This is a genomic window from Microbacterium sp. ZW3a, assembly GCF_057167165.1.
Genome location: NZ_CM169903.1, coordinates 1,011,591 through 1,029,034, shown reverse-complemented (window position 1 = coordinate 1,029,034; position 17,444 = coordinate 1,011,591). Strand labels below are relative to the sequence as shown.

The 17,444-nt window shown below is 70.1% G+C and carries 14 protein-coding genes and 1 pseudogene; 6 read left to right on the top strand and 9 right to left on the bottom strand.

The window, feature by feature from the left end; genetic code table 11:
• The first annotated feature begins 7 nt into the window (after positions 1-7).
• A complete protein-coding gene (locus ACU6WY_RS04770; protein ID WP_483821314.1) occupies positions 8-1,024 on the top strand; it encodes an isopenicillin N synthase family dioxygenase in 1,017 nt (338 codons plus the stop codon).
• Between the two features lie 219 nt (positions 1,025-1,243).
• Here the strand turns inward: ACU6WY_RS04770 and rpsO are convergent, their stop codons facing one another.
• Positions 1,244-1,513, bottom strand: a complete 270-nt coding sequence (rpsO, locus tag ACU6WY_RS04765; protein ID WP_013583433.1) for a 30S ribosomal protein S15 — start codon at positions 1,511-1,513, stop codon at positions 1,244-1,246.
• Between the two features lie 165 nt (positions 1,514-1,678).
• Between rpsO and ACU6WY_RS04760 the strand changes: the two genes are divergently transcribed.
• The 3 genes and pseudogenes from ACU6WY_RS04760 (at position 1,679) to ACU6WY_RS04750 (ending at position 4,232) form a co-directional block, all read left to right on the top strand.
• A complete protein-coding gene (locus ACU6WY_RS04760; protein WP_483821313.1) occupies positions 1,679-1,900 on the top strand; it encodes a DUF167 domain-containing protein in 222 nt (73 codons plus the stop codon).
• A gap of 86 nt (positions 1,901-1,986) precedes the next feature.
• A pseudogene (locus tag ACU6WY_RS04755) lies at positions 1,987-3,199 on the top strand (MFS transporter).
• A gap of 97 nt (positions 3,200-3,296) precedes the next feature.
• Positions 3,297-4,232, top strand: coding sequence for a DMT family transporter (locus ACU6WY_RS04750; RefSeq protein WP_483821312.1), 936 nt, complete (start codon positions 3,297-3,299; stop codon positions 4,230-4,232).
• A 55-nt stretch (positions 4,233-4,287) separates the two neighbouring features.
• Here the strand turns inward: ACU6WY_RS04750 and ACU6WY_RS04745 are convergent, their stop codons facing one another.
• From ACU6WY_RS04745 to ACU6WY_RS04735, 3 genes are all read right to left on the bottom strand, one after another.
• Positions 4,288-4,848: a YceI family protein gene (locus tag ACU6WY_RS04745; protein WP_483821311.1), complete on the bottom strand. Its 561-nt coding sequence runs from the start codon at positions 4,846-4,848 to the stop codon at positions 4,288-4,290.
• Positions 4,849-4,994: 146 nt separating this feature from the next.
• On the bottom strand, positions 4,995-5,360 hold the full coding sequence (locus ACU6WY_RS04740) for an FKBP-type peptidyl-prolyl cis-trans isomerase (RefSeq protein ID WP_483821310.1): 366 nt from the start codon (positions 5,358-5,360) through the stop codon (positions 4,995-4,997).
• Between the two features lie 163 nt (positions 5,361-5,523).
• Positions 5,524-6,693 carry a PrsW family intramembrane metalloprotease gene (locus ACU6WY_RS04735; protein ID WP_483821309.1) on the bottom strand — a complete coding sequence of 390 codons (1,170 nt, stop codon included), beginning with the start codon at positions 6,691-6,693 and terminating at the stop codon, positions 5,524-5,526.
• Between the two features lie 81 nt (positions 6,694-6,774).
• Between ACU6WY_RS04735 and ACU6WY_RS04730 the strand changes: the two genes are divergently transcribed.
• Entirely contained in the window at positions 6,775-7,641 is an 867-nt protein-coding gene (locus ACU6WY_RS04730) for a fumarylacetoacetate hydrolase family protein (RefSeq protein WP_483821308.1), read from the top strand.
• 21 nt (positions 7,642-7,662) lie between these two features.
• On the opposite strand, the gene ACU6WY_RS04725 is transcribed toward ACU6WY_RS04730, so the two are convergent.
• Positions 7,663-9,126 carry an aspartate ammonia-lyase gene (locus ACU6WY_RS04725; protein WP_483821307.1) on the bottom strand — a complete coding sequence of 488 codons (1,464 nt, stop codon included), beginning with the start codon at positions 9,124-9,126 and terminating at the stop codon, positions 7,663-7,665.
• 124 nt (positions 9,127-9,250) lie between these two features.
• A complete protein-coding gene (locus ACU6WY_RS04720; protein ID WP_483821306.1) occupies positions 9,251-10,150 on the bottom strand; it encodes a phosphodiesterase in 900 nt (299 codons plus the stop codon).
• Positions 10,151-10,275: 125 nt separating this feature from the next.
• Here ACU6WY_RS04720 and ACU6WY_RS04715 point away from each other — a divergent pair, with 125 nt between their 5' ends.
• Positions 10,276-12,390: a S9 family peptidase gene (locus tag ACU6WY_RS04715; protein WP_483821305.1), complete on the top strand. Its 2,115-nt coding sequence runs from the start codon at positions 10,276-10,278 to the stop codon at positions 12,388-12,390.
• A gap of 195 nt (positions 12,391-12,585) precedes the next feature.
• On the opposite strand, the gene ACU6WY_RS04710 is transcribed toward ACU6WY_RS04715, so the two are convergent.
• The 3 genes from ACU6WY_RS04710 to ACU6WY_RS04700 all read right to left on the bottom strand — a co-directional run bounded on the left by ACU6WY_RS04710 (position 12,586) and on the right by ACU6WY_RS04700 (position 17,307).
• On the bottom strand, positions 12,586-13,431 hold the full coding sequence (locus tag ACU6WY_RS04710; RefSeq protein WP_483821304.1) for a hypothetical protein: 846 nt from the start codon (positions 13,429-13,431) through the stop codon (positions 12,586-12,588).
• A gap of 414 nt (positions 13,432-13,845) precedes the next feature.
• A complete protein-coding gene (locus ACU6WY_RS04705) occupies positions 13,846-14,874 on the bottom strand; it encodes a 6-phosphofructokinase (RefSeq protein WP_483821303.1) in 1,029 nt (342 codons plus the stop codon).
• Between the two features lie 276 nt (positions 14,875-15,150).
• Complete coding sequence (locus tag ACU6WY_RS04700) at positions 15,151-17,307, bottom strand: DEAD/DEAH box helicase (RefSeq protein ID WP_483821302.1); 2,157 nt, start codon at positions 17,305-17,307, stop codon at positions 15,151-15,153.
• Between the last annotated feature and the right edge of the window lie 137 nt (positions 17,308-17,444).

The following is a 17,444-nucleotide window of genomic DNA, read 5'->3' as shown; positions in this document are numbered from 1 at the left end:
TCATCGCATGTCCGAGTTGAACCTCCCGATCCTCGACCTCTCGCTCCTTGACCAGGGACCCGAGGCCGCCGCCCGCTTCCGTGACGATCTGCGCACCGCGACCCGCGACGTGGGCTTCTTCTACCTCACCGGCACCGGGGTCAGCCCCGAGCTCGAGGCGCGGTTGCTGCAGGCGGCGAAGGACTTCTTCGCCCTGCCCGAGGCCGAGAAACTTGCGATCGAGAACGTCACGAGCCCGCACTTCCGCGGGTACACCCGCGTCGGAGGGGAGCTGACGCAGGGACGCGTCGACTGGCGCGAGCAGATCGACATGGGACCCGAGCGTGCCGCGCTGAGCGATCCCGACGGTCCCGGGTACAACCGCCTCGTCGGGCCCAACCTGTGGCCCGCCGCGCAGCCGGAGCTCCGCGACGTGGTGACCGAGTGGCACGACCGCCTGACCGAGATCGCCCGGACCCTCCTGCGCGCCTGGGCCCTCGCGCTCGGCGCCGAAGAGGAGCACTTCGACCCCCACTTCGGCGATCCGCAGACGCTCATCAAGATCGTGCGGTACCCCGGGAAAGACGACCCGACGCCTCAGCAGGGCGTCGGTGCCCACAAGGACTCGGGGGTGCTGACGCTGCTGTGGGTCGAGCCCGGAAAGGGCGGGCTACAGGTGCAGCGCGACGGCGAATGGGTCGACGCTCCCCCGGTGCCCGGCGCTTTCGTCGTCAACATCGGAGAACTCCTCGAGTACGCCACGCAGGGCTACCTCACGGCGACGAACCACCGCGTGATCTCGCCGCGGTTCCCCGACGAGCGCATCTCGGTGCCGTTCTTCTTCAACCCGGCCCTCGACGCGGTGCTCCCGATCATCGATCTGCCCGCCGACCTGGCCGCCGAGGCCCGCGGCGTCTCGCAGGACCCGACGAACCCGATCTACGCCACCTACGGCGAGAACGCCCTGAAGTCACGCCTGCGCGCCCACCCCGACGTCGCCGAGCGCTGGCATCCCGACCTGGTCGCCGCCCGCGCGGCATCCTGACCCCGCCCTCACTCCCGATAAACGCTTCCTGCGCCCAAAAACGCGCTCGCAGAGCGTGTTTCGGCGCAGGAAGCGTTTATCAATGGATGCCGGGGCCCCACGCCGCGCCGGAGCGTCACGCCCCCACGCCGCGCCGGGCGCAGCCGGGAATGACGAAGGCCGCCCCACACCGTGGGGCGGCCTTCCAAGAATGTTTTGCGCGATAGAACGCTAGTGCGATTAGCGACGCAGACCGAGACGCTCGATGAGCGAGCGGTAACGGTTGATGTCGACATCCTGCAGGTAACCCAGCAGGCGACGGCGCTGACCGACGAGCAGGAAGAGTCCACGGCGCGAGTGGTGGTCGTGCTTGTGGATCTTGAGGTGCTCGGTGAGGTCCTTGATGCGCTGCGTCATCATCGCGACCTGCACCTCGGGGGATCCGGTGTCACCGGGGTGCGTCGCGTACTCTTCGATGATCGCCTTCTTGACGTCTGCTTCGAGTGCCATAGATGGGATCCCCTTCCTCTTGTTGCGCGGCGCCCGACGCCTGATACGTGGGCTCTCTTTATCCGCGGCCGATCCAACGGCAACCGCATGAGTCTACCAGCCCGGCGGCGCGCGCACGACCTCGGGCGGGACCGGAGAAATCGGAGGCGGATGTAGCCTCGACGCGTGCACATCACCGTCCGCGTCAAGCCCGGCAGCCGGCGCGGCCCCCTCGTCGAAGACGGACCCGACGGTCTCGTCGTGCACGTGCGCGAGCGAGCCGTCGACGGAGCGGCGAACACCGGAGTGGTGCGAGCCCTCGCGGCGCACTTCGGCGTCGCCCCGCGCGATGTCGAGATCGTGCGCGGCCACACCGCCCGCGTGAAGCGCGTCGAGGTCGACGCGTGAGCCATACCGGGGCGCTGATCGACCTGCGCCCCCTCACGACCTCGCCCGCGTTCGCCCGCCTGTGGATCGGGTCGACCCTTTCGGGCATGGGCGGGCAGCTCACGATCGTGGCGGTAATGCTGCACGTGTTCGCGCTCACGCAGAGCACGTTCGCCGTGTCGATGATCGCCGTGGCCGGGCTCCTCCCCATGGTCGCGGCGGGGCTGTACGGCGGGATGCTCGCCGACGCCTTCGACCGCCGTACCGTGGCCCTCATCGCCGCGTCGGTGACCTTCGTTTCGACGGCTCTCCTGGCCGTACTCGCGTGGACCGGCCTGGAGACCGTCGGCTGGCTGTTCGTCCTGAGCGTGGTCAACTCCGCCGCCAACTCGATCGTCCTGGCGACGAAGTCGGCGATCACCCCGCGGCTCCTGCCGCGCGATCTGCTGCCTGCCGCGGCGGCTCTGCAGGGCGTCACCGTGGGTGATCATGGTCATGGCCGGCCCGGCCCTGGCCGGTGTGCTGGTGGCGGTCGCCGGGTACGCGTGGACCTACTCGCTCGACGTGCTGCTCATGACGTCGCTGTTCCTGGGGTTGTGGTCGCTGCCGCGGCTGCGACCGGAGGGCGAGATCGTCCGCCCGGGCCTGGAGTCCTTCCGCGACGGCGCGCGGTTCCTGCGGCGCGCGCCGAACATCCGGCTGCAGTATCTGCTGGACATCGTCGCGATGACCTTCGGCCAGCCGGTGGCCCTGTTCCCGGCCATCGGCGCCGTACTGCTGGGCGGAGGGGCGATCACGACGGGGATCCTGACGGCGGCGGTCGCGGCGGGCGCGTTCCTGTCGAGCCTGTTCTCGGGCCCCGTCGGCCGCGTGCGCCGGCAGGGCCTCGGCATCGAACGCGCCATCCAGGTGTACGGCCTCGCAATCGGAGCGTTCGGACTCGTGCTGCTGGCGGCGACACTCGGCTGGATGCGACCCGCCGACACCGGCGAGAGCTCCGGCGCGATCGTGCTGATCACCCTCGCGGCGATCACGCTGGCCGTCTCGGGCGCCGCCGACAATGTCAGCGCGATCTACCGCTCGACGATGATGCAAGCGGCGGTTCCGGATGCCATGCGCGGGCGTCTGCAGGGCATCTTCATCGTCGTGGTCGCCGGCGGACCGCGCATCGGCGCGCTCTACGCGGGCACCGTCGCGACCCTCACCGCCCTGTGGGTGCCTCCGTTGTTCGGTGGCATCCTGATCCTCGCCCTCGTGGGAGTGCTGGTGCGTCTGTCTCCGCGCTTCCGGCAGTATGACGCGCTCCACCCCGTGCCGTAAGACCCCGACGCGGTCACCCGGCCAACCGTCGGCGGATTCCGGACGTCGCGCCCGCCCCGGCCGTCGCGGCGCTGACGCGGGGCTTATGGTCGGGATCGTGGCATCCGGTCCTTCCCCCTCCCCCTCCCCCTCCCCCTCCCCCGTCGCAATCGCCGTGCAGTTCGTGCTCACCGGCGTGGTGTGGGGCTCCAGCTTCCTGTTCATCGCCGTGGCCCTCACCGGCATGACACCCGCCCAGGTAGCGGGCGGACGCCTGCTCTTCGGGGCCCTCGCCCTCGGCGCGATCGTCGCGATCCGCCGGGAGCCACTCCCCCGCAGCCGCCGGGTGTGGGCGCACCTGTGCGTGCTGTCGGTGACGTTCTGCGTGATCCCGTTCCTGCTGTTCGCCTGGGCCGAGCAGCACGTGTCGTCGGGGCTGGCGAGCATCTTCAACGCCACGACGCCGATCATGACGGCGATCATGGCGGCGGCGGTGTTCCGGGTCGAGCGCCTGCGCGCGGGGCAGCTGGCCGGGATTGCGATCGGCATCGCCGGGGTGGCCGTCATCATCGCGCCGGGCGCGGTGTCGGAGGTCGGCGACAGCACCGTCGCGCAGATCGCCCTCCTCGGCGCGACCGCCTGCTACGGCGTGAGCCTGGCCTACATGCGCCGCTTCCTCGGCGGTGCGGGCCTGTCCGGCATCGCGTTCGCCTTCGGGTACATCGGTCCGGCCGCGGTGTTCATGCTGCTGCTGTCGCCGGTGATCCTCGCCGAGCCGATCCGGCCGAGCCTGCCCGTGGTCCTGAGCATCGTCGCCCTCGGCGTGCTCGGCACCGGCATCGCGTACGTCTGGAACCAGAACACGCTGCGCGCGTGGGGACCGACGCGGGCGTCGACCGTCACGTACATCACCCCCGTCGTGGGAGTGACCCTCGGCATCCTCGTGCTCGGCGAGCGACTGACGTGGAACGAGCCGGTGGGGGCCGTGGTGGTGTTCCTCGGCATCCTGCTCGTCCAGGAGCGGGTGCGTCTGCGGCGCCGAGTCGTCGCGTGAGAACGACAACGGCCCCGGATGCCACAGCATCCGGGGCCGTTGAAGAAGAAACGCGTCAGGCCTGGAGCGAGAGCTGCAGGTCGAGCTCGATCGTGACGTCCTTGCCGACGAGCACGCCGCCGGTCTCGAGGGCGGCGTTCCAGGTGAGACCGAAGTCTTCGCGGTTGATGACCGTCTTGGCGGTCGCGCCGGCCTTGTAGTTGCCCCACGGGTCGGTGCCGAAGCCACCGAAGTCGAGCGAGAAGGTGGCGGGCTTGGTGATGCCGCGGATGGTGAGGTCGCCGTCGACGAGCATGTCGCCGCCTTCGAGGCGCACACCGGTGGAGCGGAAGTCCATCGTCGGGTAGGTCTCGATGTCGAAGAACTCGGCCGAGCGCAGGTGCTGGTCGCGGCCCTCGTCCTTGGTGTCGACCGAGGTGACATCGACGGACGCCTCGACGGTGGCCTCGAGCGGGTTCTCGGGGGCCACGATCGTGGCGCTCTTCACGCCGAACGTGCCACGCACCTTCGAGATCATCATGTGACGCACCGAGAAGGTCACCTCGCTGTGCGAGGGGTCGAGGACCCAGGTGCCCGCCTTGTAGCCGGGGATGTCGAGGGTGGTCGTGTCAGTCATTTCACTCCTTGAGTCTGGGGAGCCGGTACGGCGTCCTGCCGAGGTCCAACTCTCATTCATCCGAATGTATTCCACCATCGTGCAAAAACACGAACCCGAGGGGCCGCAGCTCCCTCGGGTTCGTGAACGTCCGGTGAAACGACCGGTCAGCCGACCTTGAGCAGGTCGATGATGAAAATGAGCGTCTTGCCGCCGAGGAAGTGCCCACCCGCGGGGCCGTAGGCCAGGTGCGGGGGAATCACGAGCTCGCGGCGACCGCCGACCTTCATGCCCGGGATGCCGTCCTGCCAGCCCTGGATGAGGCCACGGAGGGGGAACTGGATGCTCTCGCCGCGTCCCCACGACGAGTCGAACTCCTCGCCGGACTCGTACTCGACACCGGCGTAGTGCACGGTGACGGTGTCGCCGGGCTTCGCCTCGTCGCCATCGCCGACGATGAGGTCGCGGATGACGAGGTCGGAGGGGGCGGGGCCGCTGGGAGCGTCGAACTCCGGCTTGGTGCGATCAGTCATACGTCCATCCAAGCACGCGCGAGGCCGGAGGCAAGCCCCCGTGACAAGACTCAGCGCCCGGTGCCGCGGCGATGCCTGCGTGTCTCCCGAGCGCTGAGTTGGTCTGTATCGATGGTGCTCCGCCCGCCGGGCGGTGTCAAGACCCCCTCGCGCAGGGGCGGTATTACGGCGCCAGGAGCGCCGCGCGGGCCGCCGCCGTGCGCTCGAGGAGCGCCCGTTCCTGGGCCGCCGCGGTGGCATCGCGCCCCGAGAGCGCGCGCTGACGCGCGGTGGCGAGAGCCGTGGCATCCCGGATGAACGTCTTCATCTCCGCCGAACGGTCACCGGGCAGCGTGCGCGCCCACGCCCGCGCCGAGCGGCGACCCGGCGCCGTAGCCAGCATGTCGACCTCCTGGGCCGTGAACCACCCCGCGGCCGCGTACTCGCCCAGTCGCGCGCGCGTGACCCTCGCCTCCTCGCGACGCAGCATCAGGATGCCGAGCAGGAACAGCACGAACAGCGGCACCTGAAGGGTCGCGTAGAGCTCGAAGAAATTGAAGAAGGTCGCCGACCCATTCCACAGCGCGTGCAGGACGATCGCGCCGATCAGCCCCGGAAAGGCGTAACGCAGCGCGGCGCCGGTCGGCAGCGACCGACGCGCGGCGAGACCGAGCGCGAAACCCGTGAGGCTGGTGAACATCACGTGGGCGAAGGGCGAGAGCACCGCGCGCAGGAAGAACACCCCGCCCACCTGCACGGCGCCGCCCTCGATGAAGCTGATCGCGAAGTACTGCACGTTCTCGGTGAAGGCGAAGCCCGCGCCGATCAGCGCGCCGTACACGATCCCGTCGACCGGGCCGTCGAACGACCGGCGCGCACCGGCGTAGAGCAGGAGGAGTCCCAGGGCTTTGGCTACTTCCTCGACGATCGGCGCCTGGATCACGGAGCTGAAGGCGTCGCCGAAACCGGCCCCGAGAAGCGACAGGAGGGCGTCGACCCCGAGGGCGATGGCCACCGACGCGATCGCTCCCCAGGCCACCGCGAACACCAGGAGCCGCCGCGGCTCGGGCTCCCATCGATCGATCAGATGCACCACGAACACCACGACGGCGAAGGGGACGGCCGCCAGCAACACGCCCACGATGGATGCCGCCGGCCCGAGGAACCGCACGAAGTAGACCACCAACAGGGCGAGGACCGGCACCAGGAGGACCGCGACGATCCACAGGACGATGCCGCCGCGGCGCACACGCGGAGGAGCGGCGGAGGCGCCGGCGACGGAGGCCGGAGGGGCGTCGGAGATGCGCGCGGGCTCCCCCGGGCCGGGCTGCCACAGCGGGGACGGGTAGCTCATGCGCTCAGCCTAGGGGCGGGGCACCGCTCGCCCCCGGGGTTGCGACGACACGCCCGGCGCCTCGTTCGGTAGCGTGGGGGCATGCGTTTCGCCCACGTCCGATTCCCGGAGGCGGCGGATGCCCCTCGTCTCGTCAGTGTCCATGGCGAGGAGTACGCGTTCGTCGACGAGTTCTTCGCCGGCGCTCCCGCGACGCTCGAGCAGCTCATCGCCGGCGGCGACGCCCTCCTCGAACGGGTGCGGGCGACGGCGGACGCCGCCCCGCGACACCCGCTCGCCGGCGCGCGTTTCGCCTCGGCCGTGCTCGCTCCCCCGGCGATCCTCGCGGTGGGGCTCAACTACGCGGCGCACTCGGGAGAGCTGGGACTGAAAACGGATGCCGGACCCACGGTGTTCGTGCTGTGGCCCAATTCGCTCACCGCGCACGAGGCCACGACCTCGTGGCCCCGCGCGCTGAGCGAAGCCGTCGACTACGAGGCCGAGCTCGGCGTCATCATCGGCCGGCCCGGTCGCGACATCGCCGAGGCCGACGCGCTCGACCACGTGTGGGGGTACACCGTCGTGAACGACATCACGGCGCGCAACATCCAGTTCTCCGAGGCGCAGTGGTCGCGCTGCAAGTCGTTCGACGGTTTCACGCCGACGGGGCCGTTCGTCGTCACCGCCGACGAGATCCCCGACCCGCAGAACCTGCACATCTGGACCGTCGTGGACGGTCACACGGTGCAGGACGCCTCAACCGGTCAGATGGTGCGCTCGGTCGCGACGCTCGTGAACCGGCTGTCCGAGTCGGCGACACTCCTGCCGGGCACGCTCATCTCCACCGGGAGTCCGGGCGGCGCCGGGTACTCCCGCGATCCCCAGATCTTCTTGCGCGACCGTTCCACCGTCACGGTGGGCATCGACGGCATCGGCGAGCTGACGACCCACTGCCGCATCATCGACTGACGGCCGAGGACGCCGCCGGGGTCAGTCCTCCACGACGCTGTCGGCGGCGCGGACGATCGGGATCGCCTCCGTGATCGCCTGGAGCCCCGACAGTCGTGCGGGCGAGAGCTGCTTCGTCACCTCGTCGCGCGTCATGAGCCCCGCCTCGACCACGAGGTCGGCGACGTTGCGGTGCGTGAGCAGGGCGGTCTTCGCCAGGGCCGCGGCGGCGGCGTAGCCGATGAACGGCGTCAGCGCCGTGACGACGCCGACCGACGACCCCACCATCGCTCCGAGGCGCGCACGGTTCGCCGTGATCCCGTCGACGCAGTTCACCCGGAGGGTCCACATGGCCTGCCGCATCCAGGTGATCGATTGGAAGATCGAGTGCGCGATGACCGGCTCGAAGGCGTTGAGCTGGAGCTGGCCACCCTCGACGGCCATCGTGACCGTCATGTCGGCCCCGGCGACGGCGAAGGCCACCTGGTTGACCACCTCGGGGATGACCGGGTTCACCTTGCCCGGCATGATGCTCGACCCGGCCTGCCGCGGCGGCAGGTTGATCTCGCCGAGGCCGGCCTGCGGCCCGCTGGAGAGCAGTCGCAGATCGTTGCAGATCTTCGACAGCTTGATCGCGTTGCGCTTGAGCGACGACGAGAACGACATGAACGAGCCGGTGTCGCTCGTGGACTCCACCAGGTCGGTCGCGGTCTCGAGGTCGAGGTCGCTGATCTCGCGGAGGTGCCGGAGGACCGCCGAGGCGTACTCGGAGTGCGCCGTGATGCCGGTGCCGATGGCCGTGGCGCCCATGTTGATCTCGTACAGCAGGTACGCGTTCTCGGTGAGACGGTTGTAGTCCTCGCCGAGGGTCGTGGCGAAGCCGTGGAACTCCTGGCCGAGCGTCATCGGCACGGCATCCTGCAGCTGGGTACGACCGACCTTGAGGACGTCGTGGAACTCCTCAGCCTTGCCCAAGAACGACTGTCGCAGCAGGCCGAGTTCTTCCAGGAGGCTGCGCAGCGTCAGCGAGAGACCGATCTTGACCGCCGTCGGGTAGACGTCGTTGGTCGACTGGCTGCGGTTGGTGTGGTCGATGGGCGAGAGAAAGGCGTAGTCGCCCTTCTCACGTCCGGCCATCTCGAGCGCGATGTTGGTGATGACCTCGTTCGCGTTCATGTTGGTCGAGGTTCCGGCACCGCCCTGCATGACCCCCACCGCGAACTCGTCGTGGAACTCACCGTCGATCACACGCTGTGCGGCACGATCGATGAGGTCGGCCTTGTCGGGGTCGAGCACGCCGATCTCGCGGTTGGCGCGCGCCGAGGCTTGCTTGACCATCGCCAGGGCGCGCACGAGATCGGGGTACACCGAGATCGGTCGTTTGGCGATGGGGAAGTTCTCCAACGCCCGGGCGGTGTGGATGCCCCAGTAGGCATCGGCGGGGATCTCGAGGGAACCGAGCGAGTCGGTCTCGGTGCGGGTGCGCGTCATTGCGTCCAAAGCCATGGGGGATGTCCTCGTGGGTCGTCACGGCGGTCAGGGATGCCACGAGCCTAACCACCGCGCCGGTGACCGTCGTTCGACTCCTCGGCCTGTCGCGGGGGTGAGACGCTCCCCCGCGTACAGCGGGTCAGCGTTTGCGCGAGAACGCCTCGAGGCGCTCCTCGGGGGTCAACGCCGCCATGCGTTCCCGCCACTCCGGGGTGAAGTACCCCGACGGCTCCGCGTCGACGACCGGGACCACCGCGTGCGTGATCGTGTCGTCCCAGACGTGCACGAGGTGGAAGGACTGCCCGGCATCCATTCCGTTCACCTCGTCGGCGGGGCGGGCGAGATCCATCGTGTAGCAGGAGGCGGCCGACACGCTCACCGGTACCCCGGCGAAGGTTCCCGAGGTGGAGTAGTGCAGGTGCCCCGCGAGGATCGCGCGCACGTCGCTGCCGGCGATGGCCGCCGCGAGGCCGGACTGATCGCGCAGCTCGAGGATGTCGAAGAACGGGATGTGGGTCGGAAGCGGCGGGTGGTGAAGGGCCAGGATCGTGCCCAGCGGAGCCGGCTCGGCCAGTTCGGCGCGCAACCACTCGAGCTGCTCCGCGTCGAGGTCGCCGTGGTGCCAGCCGGGCACGCTCGAATCCAGCGCGATGAGCCGCAGGCCGCCGAGATCCCACACCCCGGTCACGGGCTCTTCGGTGGCCTCGGCATCCAGCAGCCCTGCCCGCAGCGCCGGACGCTCGTCGTGGTTGCCGGCCACCCACACCACCGGCGCCCCCAGGCGCGCGGCCCAGGGTTCGACGGCGGCGCGCAGCGCGCGGTAGGCCTCGGGTTCGCCGAGGTCGGTGAGATCGCCCGTGAAAACGACGGCATCGGGCCGCACCCCGGTCGCCTCCGCCGCCTCGAGCGTGCGACGCAGGTGCGCGGCGACGTCGTACCGCCCGCCCAGCAAGCGGTCGCCCGCCAGCAGGTGCGTGTCGCTGAGATGGAGGATCACGCGCCGCGCGGGAGCGTGCTGACCGAACTGCACCGATGCCATGCGTTCAGCCTACGAGGGGGTGCCGACACCGCGCTGCCCGTGCGGCGGCGTCGGACGCGCGGCGGCGTCGGACGCGCGGCGACGGCCTCGGTCCCGCCGCGGCGCGAGCGGACTACCGTGGAGAGGTGACCGACACCGACGCCCGCCCCGTCCCTCCCGTCGCCGCCCGCCGCCCCGCGGCGCGCACGCACCACGGCGACACCTTCGACGATCCGTACGAGTGGTTCCGCGCGAAGGACGACGCCGACGTCGTCGCCCACCTCGAGGCCGAGAACGCCTATACCGACACGCGCACCGCGCACCTGGCATCCCTGCGCGACGAGATCTTCGGCGAGATCAAGGGCCGCACGCTCGAGACCGACCTGTCGGTGCCCGCGCGCCGCGGCGAATGGTGGTACTACGGGCGCACCGTCGCGGGCGCGCAGTACGGCATCCAGTGCCGCGCGCCGCTGGCCTCCCCCGACGACTGGACGCCGCCGCTCCTCTCCCCCGAGCAGCCGGTTCCCGGTGAGCAGGTGCTCTTCGACGGCAACGTCGAGGCCGAGGGCACCGACTTCTTCTCGCTCGGCAGCTTCGAGGTCTCCACCGACGGCACGCGCATGCTCTACGGCGTCGATGTCGCCGGTGACGAGCGTTACACGGTGCGCGTGCGCGACCTCGTCACCGGCGAGACGCTCGCCGACGAGATCCCGGACACCTTCTCGGGCGCGACGTTCTCTCCCGACGGCCGCTTCATCGTCTACACGACCGTTGACGACGCCTGGCGTCCCGACACCGTGTGGCTGCACGAGATCGGCACCCCCGTGGATGCCGACGAGAAGCTGTTCCACGAGCCCGACGAGCGGTACTGGGTCGGCGCGGACTTCACCCGGAGCGACCGGTACCTGGTGATCGGCGTGGGGTCCTCGATCACCTCGGAGGAGCGCCTGATCGACGCCGACGACCTGCGCGGGGAAGCCCGCGTGGTGTGGCCGCGGCGCGAGGGCGTCGAGTACTCCGCCGAGCACGCGATCGTCGACGGGGAGGACGTTCTTTACATCCTCCACAACGACGGCGCCCTCGATTTCGAGCTCGTGCGGGTCTCGGCATCCGACCCCGAAGGCGCCCGCGAGACGGTGATCCCGCACCGCTCGGGCGAGCGCCTGCTCGGGGTCGACACCTTCCGCGACTGGGGCGTGGTGGCCTACCGCCGCGACGGGCTGGCGCGCCTCGGAATGCTGTCGTACGACGACGGCGCGGTCAGCGAGATCGCGTTCGACGAGCCGCTGTACAGCGTGGGTACCGGTGGCAACCCCGAGTGGGCGCCGCCCCTGCTGCGTCTGGGCTACGGCTCGTTCGTCACGCCCGGGACGGTCTTCGACTACGTCATCGACACCGGCGAGCTGCTGCTGCGCAAGCGTCAGCCGGTGCTCGGCGGGTTCGACCCCGACGACTACGGCCAGGCCCGGGCGTGGGCGACCGCCGACGACGGCACCCGTGTTCCGGTGTCGCTCGTGTGGAAGCGCTCGTTCGGCGCACCCGGCGCCTCGGCGCGCCCCGTGCACCTGTACGGATACGGGTCGTACGAGCACTCCATCGAGCCCGGCTTCTCGGTGCCGCGTCTGTCGCTGCTCGACCGCGGCGTGATCTTCGCCGTCGCCCACGTCCGCGGCGGTGGCGAGATGGGCCGGCAGTGGTACGAAGACGGCAAGCTGCAGTCCAAGCGCAACACGTTCACCGACTTCGTCGCGGTGGCCCGTCACCTCGTGGCATCCGGATACACCACGCCCGAGCGGCTCGTCGCCGAAGGCGGCAGCGCGGGCGGCCTGCTCATGGGTGCGATCAGCAACCTCGCGCCCGAACTGTTCGCCGGCATCCTCGCCGACGTGCCATTCGTCGACGCCCTGACGACGATCCTCGACCCCTCGCTCCCCCTCACCGTGATCGAGTGGGACGAGTGGGGCGACCCGCTGCACGACGCCGACGTCTACGCGTACATGAAGTCGTACTCGCCGTACGAGAACGTGCGCGAGGGCGTCGAGTACCCCCGCATCCTGGCCGTCACCTCGCTCAACGACACGCGCGTGCTGTACGTCGAGCCGGCCAAGTGGGTCGCGCGCCTGCGCGAAGTCGGTGCCGACGCGATGCTCAAGTGCGAGATGGTCGCCGGCCACGGCGGCGTCAGCGGCCGCTACAACGCCTGGCGCGAGCGCGCGTTCGAGCTCGCGTGGCTCCTCGACGTGCTGGGGCTCGCGGAGTAAAGCGGTTCCCGGACGCCCCGTCGCTGCGCGCGGCGGGGCGTTCGTGTGCGGAGGGGCGAACCTCGTCCCACTTACCGCAGACCATGTCCCAGATACTGCTGCCTGGAGGCCTGCCAGACCGCCACAAGTGGGACACGGGGAACAGCGAGCACCGGCAGGCGGCAGGCGGCAGGCGGCAGGCGGCAGGCGGCAGCATCACAAGCCGGGGCGCCAGCCGGCACGGACGAGCGCTGCACGGACCAGGGCCACGGCCTGGGAACCGTCGTTTCGGAGGTGGTGGTTGAGGATCCGCACGTGGTCCCATCCGGCATCCCGGATCGCAGCCCAGCGATCTGCGTCTCGGGCGAATTGGCGTGCGTCTTCGGCGTGGACGCGGCCGTCGTACTCGACTGCGACGCCCCACGCACGGTAGGCCAGATCTATCTCGGCGACGAAGACGCCGCCGGCGGTGGCGATATCGACGTTGATCTCCGGTTCAGGCAGCTCGGCACGAATCAGGAGCAGTCTGAGGTGCGTCTCGCGCGGCGACCTCACTCCGGGCCGACTCAGCGAATGGGCGAGGCGAAGGATGCCACCGCGCACGTCACCCATCGTCGCGATCTCGTGTTCGAGGTCATCCAGGGTTGCCAGCGGCCGCGGGCCAGCAAGGAGCGAGTCCGCGCCGGCCACGAGATCCTCGAGGCGCCAGAGTCGGCCGCATTGCCGCCAGGCCCGGACGGCATTCTCCACCGGCATCCCGTCAGGCCCGGATTCGATCGCGGGTTCGCGGATCTGTAGACGGTGGCCGACCACACCGCGGGTCCGTGGTTCGCGCGCCGGACGGTGCGTGGAGACGTGCAGCCGTGGGACGTAGGGCCAGGAGGGCGTGCTGAGGCCCCGCAGAACGAACGCGGTTTCATGGCTGAAGAACTGCCCTGGCGCCAACCGCGGCGCATATTGCCGACACTGCTCGAGGAGATCGTGAGCCGCGGCCAGCGAACGCGAGCGGATGCCATGAAACGGCGCCGCGAGGTCGGAGGCGCGAAGGCGCGCGGGAGTCACCCCCTCCTGCCGCGCGGCGCGGACGTGGAAGGAAGCGGGAAGCGAGGGAGGAAGGGGGTGAAGCCGAGCCATGCTCCAGCGTCGCCGCCCCCGCCCGCACGGAGCCGCTCTCCACAGCGGAGGAACACGCCTCGCTCCCTGGGGAGGAGCCGCCCTTCCTCCCACCGCTCCGCGTGGGTCGCCCCACGACGCGACCTGCGCCCTCGACCGCGTCCCACATACCGCGTCCCACATCCCACATCCGCGTCCCACATATTGCTGCTCCGTGGCCTCGCATCCGACAAGGATGGGGACGCACTCTGTCGTAAGTGGGACGCGCAGGGATCGTCAGCCTGAATGACCGCACGCCCCAACCCCACACAGCACGATGCCCCGCCCCCGCGAGAGCGGGTCGGGGCATCGTGCGGACGTTGCTCAGCCGAACAGCGCGGCGGCCTCTTCGTAGCGGTAGAGGGGCACGGAGTTCAGCTCACCGAGAGCGTCGGCGAAGGGGACGCGCACGATGTCGGTGCCGTTCATCGCCACCATCTGCCCCCAGGCGCCGTCGTTCAGGGCGTCGGCGGCGTGCAGCCCCAGGCGGGTGGCCAGCACGCGGTCGAACGCCGACGGCGAACCACCGCGCTGGATGTGGCCCAGCACCGTGGCGCGCGTCTCGATGCCGGTGAGGCGCTCGATCTCGGGAGCGAGCAGCTCACCGATGCCGCCGAGGCGCGGGCGGTTGAAGGCATCGAGGCCCTTGTCGCTGAACGCCTCGTCCATGTCTTTGAGCTTGAAGCCCTCGGATACGACGACGAGCGGCGCCCGGCCGCGGTCGTGGGCGCGGGTGACCTGCTCGGTGATCTCCTCGATCGACATCGGCACCTCGGGGATGCAGATGACGTGCGCGCCCGCGGCGATGCCGGCGTGCAGCGCGATCCAGCCGACGTGGCGGCCCATGACCTCGGCCACCATGCAGCGCTGGTGCGAGTCGCCCGTGGTGCGTAGGCGGTCCATGGCATCCGTCGCGATGTTCACCGCGGTGTCGAAGCCGAAGGAGTAGTCGGTGGCGCGCAGGTCGTTGTCGATCGTCTTAGGCACGCCGAGGACGTTGATGCCGTCTTTCGACAGGCGGTCGGCAGCGGCGAGCGTGCCCTCGCCACCGATGGCCAGGATGCCGTCGATGCGGTGCCCGTACAGCGTCTTGGAGATGTTCTCGGCGCCGCCGCGCACACCCTCGTAGGGGTTGGTGCGGCTGGTACCGAGGATCGTGCCGCCGACCTTGGACAGCCCCTTCACCTCGTGCCGCGTGAGGGGGAAGAAGTCACCGTCGACGACGCCGCGCCAGCCATCGCGAATACCCACGAACTCGATGTCGTAGTTGGTGGTGCCCTTGAGCACGACACCGCGGATGACCGCGTTCAGCCCGGGGCAGTCGCCGCCGCTGGTCAGGATGCCGATCTTCATGGCTGAAATCCTCGCTGTGGTTCGGGTGGAGGGGGACGGCGCCGTTGCCGTCTTCGACCTTATCGCCGCGGGCGGGAACGGTGCCACACGGCGACGATCGGCACCGCGGATGCCGTGAACCGCGCGCTGCGGGGACGCGCCCTGCCCGAGCGGTGGGTCCGGACGTCGGAGGCGCGACCGCTCACCCCTGTTCGGGGCGCAAGCCGTGCGCCGGGGCGCACGACACGCGCCCCGATGCACGAGTCACGCCCCGGCGCCGCAACACGGACGTCAGGCTCAGCCGCCGAGCGCCTGCCGCAGCAGGTGCATGAGCGCGCTGAGCTGCACCGAGTCGCTCGAGCCGGGCTCGACGGCGAGGCCGTCGAGGGCGCGCTGCGCCAGGCCCTCCTTCGAGTCGATGAGCTCGGCGATCTTCGTGTCGATCGTGTGCGCGGCGATGATGCGCCACGCCGTGACGGGCTCACCCTGGCCGATACGGTGCACGCGGTCGATCGCCTGGGTCTGCTCCGCCGCGGTCCAGCTCAGCTCGGCCAGCACGACGTTGGAGGCCGCCTGCATGTTCAGCCCGACACCGGCCGCGGTGAGCGAACACACCGCGATGCCCACGTCGGGGTCGTTGTTGAACGCATCGATCGCGGCCTGGCGGACCGTCGAGGTCTGGTCGCCCCGCACCGACACCGCCCGGAGCCCGGAGGCTTTGAAGTGGGCCTCGGCGGCATCCATGACGTCGATGTGCTTGGCGAAGAACACGACCTTGCCGACCGAGCGCTGCAGCTGCACGGCGTAATCGGCGGCGAGCTGCGCCTTGGCCTGTCCGATGCGACGCACCATCGTGAAGACGTTCTCGGACCCGGCACCGGCGGCCTTGCTCTCTTCCAGCTCGCCGTGGGCGACCAGCCGCACGATGTCGTCGTCGATCTCGCCGGGCGCGAGGCCCCGATCGCCGCGCGCCTCGATGATGCGGCGGTACTTCGCGGCGAGGCGGGCACCGAGCTCACGCTCGGCGTGCCGGATCGAGCGGCCGTAGTCGTCGTCGAGCTCGACGGGGAGGTCGGCGACGAGCTTGTCGGGGAGGTCGGCGGCGACGTCTTTCTTCTTGCGCCGGACGATCCCCATCGAGATGACGGCCTCGCGCGCCTCGGGGTAGAACGCCTTGTCGGCGGGGGTCAGGCCCGTGGCATCCAGCTTCTCCATGAGCTCGGTGCCCGGCTTCTCGCCCGTGGTCCAGCCCAGGAAGCGCCAGATCGCGTCGAAGTCCTCGACGTCGTTGATCAGCGGCGTGCCGGTGAGCGCGAGCAGCAGCGGATCGCGGGTCTGCTGACGGACCCGGGATGCCAGAGCGAGCACGTTCTGCGAACGCTGCGACGACAGGTTCTTGATGAAGTGCGCCTCATCGACCGCGATGCCCTTGAGGCCGATCGACGACAGCCAGGACAGATGACGGTCGAGGATCTCGTAGTTGACGATGAAGACGTCGGCGAAGGCGTCGATGTCGGCGCCACTGCCCGAGATGACGGTGGCACGGCGGTGCGGCGTCCAGCGCTGCACCTCGCGGGCCCAGTTCATCTTGACGACGTTGGGCACGACGACCAGCAGCGGGTAGGCCTCGGCGACCGAGGCCGCGAGCACCGACTCGGCGGTCTTGCCCAGACCCGGCTCGTCGGCGAGCAGGAACGAGCGGTGCCCCTGGCGCACGGCCTCGAGGAACCGCGACTGGTGCGGCATGACCTCGAGTCCGCGCGGCGAAAGCCGATCGAACTCGGGGACGGGCGGAAGCTCCATGCTGGCCGCGGAGCCGCCGGCACCGGTTTCGAACGCCTTGTACAGGGGCCCCATGAGCTCCCAGCCGTCGAGGCGGCGGCGGGGGGCGTCGCCCGTGGCCCGCGGGGTGAGGTCGGGCGGGAGGAACGGGTTGGCCATCTGCCGGGCCTCGATCGAGGGCGGGATGACCTGCTTCTCGGCGAGCGCGGCGGGCACCACGGGAGCTGCGGCGGGAGCGGTGTCGGTGATGATGAGCTCGTCGGGCGGAAGCTCGGCACCGGACTCCAGCAGCCAGTCACGGCGCATGCGACGCGCGACCGGCGACGTGGCCTGGTCGACCTCGAGCAGCTGGATCAGCGAGGTGTCGCGCGCGGCGGTCTTGGCGAGGATCGTGGCCACACCGTCGAGACGCTTAAGCAGCTCGGCCCGCGCGGAATCGGTGATCTCGGTGTCGGCCTTCACCCGGGCACGCTCCTCGCGCACGAGGAAGGCGATCACCTGGAACTTGACGCGGTTGGTCGGGCCGAGTTTGCCGCGCTGGGCTTTGGCCTCGACCTCGCGCACCTTCCGGGCGAGGATCGGGATGACGGGTGCCTCGTCGTCGCGACGGGATGACGAGGTCTTCCTGCGCCGCTGGCTTGAGCCGCGGGCGGCGGTTGCCGTGGTCGGCATGCTCCTCCTGAGCGTGTCGTCCGGATCGAATCCGGAACGTCCCGGCGTAACGCCGGTGGATCAGTGACCCCGGAGAACGTCGCATGGCTCACCGCCGGAGCGGCAGTACCTACGACCCGCAACGCGTCTTCACCGGA